This window comes from Enteractinococcus helveticum, from assembly GCF_020742345.1.
GTDB lineage: Bacteria > Actinomycetota > Actinomycetes > Actinomycetales > Micrococcaceae > Yaniella > Yaniella helvetica_A.
Window position 1 is genome coordinate 1 of the sequence record NZ_DYXC01000096.1, and the last position, 5,562, is coordinate 5,562.

The 5,562-nt window shown below is 56.9% G+C and carries 7 protein-coding genes and 1 pseudogene; 4 read left to right on the forward strand and 4 right to left on the reverse strand.

The window, feature by feature from the left end; genetic code table 11:
- Together K8V32_RS08850 and pyrE are read right to left on the reverse strand one after the other, a co-directional pair.
- Window positions 1-230, reverse strand: a pseudogene (locus tag K8V32_RS08850) (hypothetical protein); the annotation flags it as partial.
- 32 nt (window positions 231-262) lie between these two features.
- Window positions 263-826, reverse strand: coding sequence for an orotate phosphoribosyltransferase (gene pyrE / locus K8V32_RS08855; protein WP_303905997.1), 564 nt, complete (start codon window positions 824-826; stop codon window positions 263-265).
- A 122-nt stretch (window positions 827-948) separates the two neighbouring features.
- Here pyrE and K8V32_RS08860 point away from each other — a divergent pair, with 122 nt between their 5' ends.
- Window positions 949-1,422, forward strand: a complete 474-nt coding sequence (locus K8V32_RS08860) for a hypothetical protein (RefSeq protein ID WP_303906000.1) — start codon at window positions 949-951, stop codon at window positions 1,420-1,422.
- Between the two features lie 13 nt (window positions 1,423-1,435).
- Entirely contained in the window at window positions 1,436-1,825 is a 390-nt protein-coding gene (locus tag K8V32_RS08865) for a hypothetical protein (protein ID WP_303906003.1), read from the forward strand.
- Window positions 1,826-2,442: 617 nt separating this feature from the next.
- On the opposite strand, the gene K8V32_RS08870 is transcribed toward K8V32_RS08865, so the two are convergent.
- On the reverse strand, window positions 2,443-2,610 hold the full coding sequence (locus K8V32_RS08870; protein WP_303906006.1) for a hypothetical protein: 168 nt from the start codon (window positions 2,608-2,610) through the stop codon (window positions 2,443-2,445).
- 153 nt (window positions 2,611-2,763) lie between these two features.
- Between K8V32_RS08870 and K8V32_RS08875 the strand changes: the two genes are divergently transcribed.
- Both K8V32_RS08875 and K8V32_RS08880 read left to right on the forward strand, forming a co-directional pair.
- On the forward strand, window positions 2,764-3,051 hold the full coding sequence (locus tag K8V32_RS08875; RefSeq protein WP_303906009.1) for a helix-turn-helix domain-containing protein: 288 nt from the start codon (window positions 2,764-2,766) through the stop codon (window positions 3,049-3,051).
- Between the two features lie 14 nt (window positions 3,052-3,065).
- A complete protein-coding gene (locus K8V32_RS08880; protein WP_303906012.1) occupies window positions 3,066-4,388 on the forward strand; it encodes a type II toxin-antitoxin system HipA family toxin in 1,323 nt (440 codons plus the stop codon).
- A gap of 97 nt (window positions 4,389-4,485) precedes the next feature.
- On the opposite strand, the gene K8V32_RS08885 is transcribed toward K8V32_RS08880, so the two are convergent.
- Window positions 4,486-5,562: MFS transporter (locus K8V32_RS08885; protein WP_303906015.1), on the reverse strand; the 1,077-nt coding region annotated here is incomplete at its 5' end.

A 5,562-nucleotide genomic window follows, 5' to 3' on the forward strand; every position in this document is an offset into this window, starting at 1 on the left:
TTTTTGGCCAGCGGGTGGGAGGCACCAAAGGCGCCGATGTAGATGGTCGACAGCAGTGCCGTGGTGCCCGGGCCGCAATTGCGGTACCAGCGCATGCCAGCGGCAACTCCGGCGGCAGCCAGGACAACCCCAGCCAGCGGGCGTTTTTTGGTGACGCGCCCGGTGACATAGCCGCCGAGCATTCCGGCGACCACCAGCGGTGCAGTTGGTTCAACGTGTTCTTTGGCCACAATGGGTCCTTTCGTATTGGGTTTGGGCGACGTTAGTCCTCTAAGCCCAGGTCGTTTTTGGAAAACGCGTACAGGTATGGGACGCCGGCTTGTTCGGCCACATGTTCGGCAGCCCCGGTGTCGCGGTCAACAATAACGGCCACGGCCTGGATGTCGCCGCCGGCCTTACGCACGCCGTCAACAGCAGTGAGTGCGGAGCCACCCGTGGTGGAGGTGTCTTCAAGAATGACCACTTTGCGGCCGTCAACCGAGGGACCTTCCACCTGGCGGGACATGCCGTGGGTTTTTTGTTCCTTGCGCACCACGAATGCGTCAATGTTACGGCCCCCAGCCGCGTGCATCACAGCGGTGGCCACCGGGTCAGCCCCCATGGTTAGGCCACCGGCGGCCTCAAATGCAATTCCGGCGTCGTCCAATAGACCTAACATCACCCGGCCCACCAGTGGGGCGGCCTCGTGGTGCAGGGTGATACGACGCAGGTCAATGTAGTAGTCAGCTTCGGCTCCGGAAGACAAGGTGACTTTGCCGTGGACTACGGCCAGTTCGCGAATCAGTTCGGCAAGCCGCGCACGGTCGGCGTTGAGATCATGGGTCATGGCCTCTATCTTACGTTGCCAACCCCAGGTGGCGACCTTAGGTTGCATTCACGTCTTGACCCGGTTTGCTCGGGTAAGGTACGGGGTAGAAGTTTTTACGACGTTCACGAAAAGGAACCTTCATGTCGATCAAATCCATGGGCAAAATCGCCGCCGTGGCAGCCGCCGCGGGCCTGATCCTGACCGGTTGTGCCAACGACGACGCCAGCCAGGCTCGTGCACAGGAAGAAACCTGCGGGGTCTTCATGGGTGCCAATGCCAAGGCCAATGAGGCCTTGAATCGCGCGATGCAATCTGGTGAGGCCGGTGCAGAACGTGCCGCAAGCATTTTAGAATCCGCTGCCCTGGATATTCGCAACCACTCATTTGATCGCACCGATAGCACCACCGCACCGGGTTCCGACGAGACCATTCCGCTGCGCACAACCCTGCAGGTTCAGGCCGAGTTCTTTGACGAAATGGCCAGCGCTGTTAAAGAAGATGGCGTCGAGGCCATGAATACCGTGGTGCCAGAGGACATTGAGGTCAACGGTATGACCTACCAGGAGGCCACCGATAATCTGACCGCCTATTGTGGCTCCTACTTCGGCGCCTGATAGGTCAGCTGGTATGCGACGTGCTTTCGTTCCGGTTGTCGCCGGGCTGGTATTGCTCGTTGGCTGCGGTGATGCTGCAGCCAACGAGACGTGCCAGGATTTACAAGACCTTGAGCAACGCATTATTGACGCGGATCCGGACGACGGCGACGTCAACGAGCTGCTGGCAGAGGTCTATGACGACGTCGCTGCCCTGGCCGAGGAAACCGATGGGGAACTTGGTGAGGCGTTGACTCAGATGCAGCCGGTATTCGAACAGTTCGAAGCACTGGTTGGTGACGACGAGCAGGCCGCCGCTGCAGCTCAAGAAGCCCACGCCGAGCAATCGGAAGATGAGATCGCAGCCATTGATGAGGCCGCGGAGTATATTAACGAAACTTGCGAGTTGTCAGTTCTGTTGTAACGATGAAGGCGTAGGCGTTTCTCGGACAAGATCCATCGAGTCATAACAGCACCTCAAGAACTCTTCGGATTTTAGGGATCGATTTAGGAAACGCTGTCGCTACCTTGAGTAATCCGGACGGGCTCTTTCCATGAATTCTCTTCCAACATCAAAAGTGGCTAGAACGAAACTATGCCAACTGGCGTGATCAATGCCAGCTCAGTGCCGCACACCTCGCGGTAGGACAATATTCGAATCGAACGGGACGGCGTCACTGAGATCGTGGTGAACAAGGGCACTCGTTAAACACATCGTGGACTGCTCATATACCGCTGTAGTTGCGGCTAATGGCATGTATACAGGGTCGATAGTTTCGGGCCGAGCGTCTATGAGCAAAACCTCCCGCGCATCCAGTTGTCTGGACCGCCCGTCACGCGGAGTACCGTTCATCGTTATCGGCCAGCAAGCCCTTGCGGTTCCATGCGGAACTTTTTATGAAGTGTGACAGAATCAGACTCACCAGAGTTAATCAACCAGGGACGAGAAACGCTACAGTGCCGCCAACGGCATTTGCTGGGCGTTACGTTATGCCATCGCTTGTTCTTGCGCAGTGACTGCGACACTGCTGTAGATCGTCATCACGACGGCGATGCCGACTGCCCTGGATATTTATTGCGGGTGTTGAGCATGACCGAACTGTGCGAGTACAGTTCGGCGGCCAGCGAGCCGAGCCCCGTCTCCAATAACGCCATGATGGCACTAGTGAGTCCGAGCGATAAGACATGCGCTGGCTCAGGTGTATCCACTGCTCGAACAGATTGACGCCCTAATTGGTGGCGACGCTCAGGATAACAAGTTCCTTGCGCTCAGCGGCAAACAAAGACTGGAATCCAGGTAAAGCAACTCTTGTGTGCTATTATTGCATCTAACATAACGCAGGAGTTTGGTTAGGTTCTACGATGGCCCGGAACGAAGAGACACTCAAAACCCTTGGCTCGCATTTGAAGTCGTGGCGCATCATGCTGGGCATCACCCAAGAGATCGCAGCACAACGCGCCTACCTGTCGGCGCCTGCTGTCCGTCGCGCCGAACGAGGCGACCCCGGTGTCAGTATGGCAACATTTATCAAGTTGGCTGGGGTGGTTGGCATGGACCAATTCTTAGTCGAGGCTATCGACCCGCTGAATCACGATCTTGGCCAGGCACGAGCACACATGTTGAACCGGAAGAGAGCACCGCGAAGTTGAGGTTTGAAGTCTTCATGGACACCCAGCTGGTCGGCACCGCTCATAGCCTTCAGACTCAAGGCAGACACCGTCGAATATCGTTCACCTACGACCAGCAGTGGTTGGCAAACCCAGCTGCATTCCCTATCTCCCCGGAAATGCCGTTAGATACTGGACGACACGAGCCAGCTATTTGGAAGAACCTACCGTTTGCTTTTGACGATGCCGTCCCAGACCGATGGGGGCGAGACTTATTACAGGCAGAACACCGTCGAAAAGCCAGAGCGTCAGGGCAGCGCTGGGAGCCACTTGACGATCTTGGCTTATTGTTGGCAGTCGACGATACAACCCGCCAAGGTGCACTGCGGTTTCGTGTCGAGGGGACCTTTGTCGCGCCACCAACGGCTCAAGCCACCCACCACGAATTATCGACCTTACGCGATGCCGCTGCAAAGTTCGAGGAATCTGGCGAAATCGATGAATCTGTAGAACATCTCATCGCCGTTGGATCGTCACCTGGTGGTGCCGCGCCAAAAACCTGGGTTATCGGTGATGACGGTCAGATGTGGCTGGCGAAATTCGCTCGAATCTCAGATCGAGGAGACGTATCAGCCTGGGAGCATGTGGCAACAATCCTGCAACGACAAGCAGGCATCAGTGTGCAGGATTCACGCATCATCCGGTATGACCCACACGAGTCCATATTCTTGACCCGACGCTTTGACCGTCACGGTGACACGCGAATCCCGTATCAAAGCTTTAAAACCATGTTCCGGCTCCACGACGGTGAGCGCAAAGATTACGCGACCCTTGCCCGAGAGATTTCACAGATTTCAGCCAACCCACCGGTTGACGGTCAAGAACTCTTTGCACGTGCAGCATTCGGTGTGATGGTCAACAACATTGATGATCACATGCAAAACCATGGGCTGGTCAGAATAGATAATGGGTGGCGACTTGCACCCTCTTTCGATGTCAATCCTGAACGCCATGGGTTCTCGGATACTCCTCTAACATCAGAAGACGATCCAGCAAACTCCGATCTTCGGTTACTCGTCGAACACGCTGAGGATTTCCATCTCACTCGCGTCCAGGCAGCCCACCGTCTTGGGCAAATCGCGCAGTCTGTCGCATCATGGGCTGACGTGGCGCGCAAGGTCGGAATTAACCCTGACGAGATTAGGGTCAAAAGTGCGGCATTTGATGAGCGCCATCGCCAGCTTGCCCATGAAATAGCTGCATCGTCAACTACGTCGCCACTTGTCGTTGTCGACGATGTCAGATCAGGCGATGTGTGGGTCGAACCGCACATTCGTGGTGGACGAAAAGTCGAAGGACATTGGCGCAGACGCGGATAACGTGCAGACAACTCTGTGGGGGTTCAATCGGTTCGAGGTCTTCTACCAGAAGACGCAACCGTCGGTTCTATTCAGACGCCATGTCAGTTTTAGGGCTCTAAGGGACATCCAGTCCGGTCGGTTCGGAGGGGATCTTTTTAATGAACAGCGACAGGATCAGCGCGACGGCACTGAGGAATCCGGTGACGAGAAATGCTGAGTTCGCCCCGTCGGCTACCGCTGTTGTTTCGGCCACACCCTGGGCTTGAGCGTCGGCGGAGATGTTGCTGTAAATGGTGATCATCACGGCGGTGCCGGCTGCTCCGGCCAGTTGTTGCAGGGTGTTGAGGATTGCAGAACCGTGACCGAAGAGGTCAGATGGCAGAGAGCTGAGCGCCGTCGTCATTAATGGACTGAACAGGCCGGCCAGTCCGACGGAGAAGATGACGTGGATGGTAACGACGAGCCAGACGTCAGTGTATTCATCCACGGTGGCCAGCCAGAAAATGGCGCCGGTGACGATGATCATGGCTGGGATGATGAGTGGGCGTGGACCAAAGCGGTCGTAGAGGCGGCCGAAAAGTGGTGATAACACGCCTTCGAGCAGGCCGCCGGGCAGTAGGACGAGCCCGGCGATCAGTGCGGTAACCAGCAGTGAGCCTTGAAGGTACAGCGGCAGGGTGTTCATGGCGCCGAGCAATGCCGCGAACAGGACCATGAGCACGGCCAGGGAGAATGTGTAGTTTGGTACGGCCAGTGGGCGGAGGTCGAGGAGGGCGCGGTCGTGTTTACCGAGTGCCAGCTGGCGCCAGACGAATAGTCCGAGTCCGAGGATGCCTGTGCTGAAGATGGTAATGGCTATTTGGGCTGCTTGCCCACCGTCGAGGATGGTGCTGACGGAGCTGAGGCCATAGACGAGGCCGCCGAATGCGACGGCGGAGAGAATGACGGATAAGACATCGAGCGGGGTGGCGCGTTGTTCGCCGATGTTAGTGAGTTTGGTGGCGCCGATAATGCCGGCCAGCGCAATGAGCGGAACCATAAACCAGAAGATGCCGTGCCAGGATGTGAAGCTCAGGATCGCTCCGGCCAGGCTTGGGCCAAGTGCGGGACCCACAGCCATGACCACCGAGATCAGGCCCATGATGGTGCCGCGGCGGTGGAAGGGAATCAGCGTCATGGCAACGGTCATAAG

Coding starts and splice junctions, on each gene's coding strand:
- K8V32_RS08875 (WP_303906009.1), top strand. CDS start 2,764: ATGGCCCGGAACGAAGAGACACTCAAAACCCTTGGCTCGCATTTGAAG.
- pyrE (WP_303905997.1), bottom strand. CDS start 826: ATGACCCATGATCTCAACGCCGACCGTGCGCGGCTTGCCGAACTGATT.
- K8V32_RS08860 (WP_303906000.1), top strand. CDS start 949: ATGTCGATCAAATCCATGGGCAAAATCGCCGCCGTGGCAGCCGCCGCG.
- K8V32_RS08880 (WP_303906012.1), top strand. CDS start 3,066: ATGGACACCCAGCTGGTCGGCACCGCTCATAGCCTTCAGACTCAAGGC.
- K8V32_RS08865 (WP_303906003.1), top strand. CDS start 1,436: ATGCGACGTGCTTTCGTTCCGGTTGTCGCCGGGCTGGTATTGCTCGTT.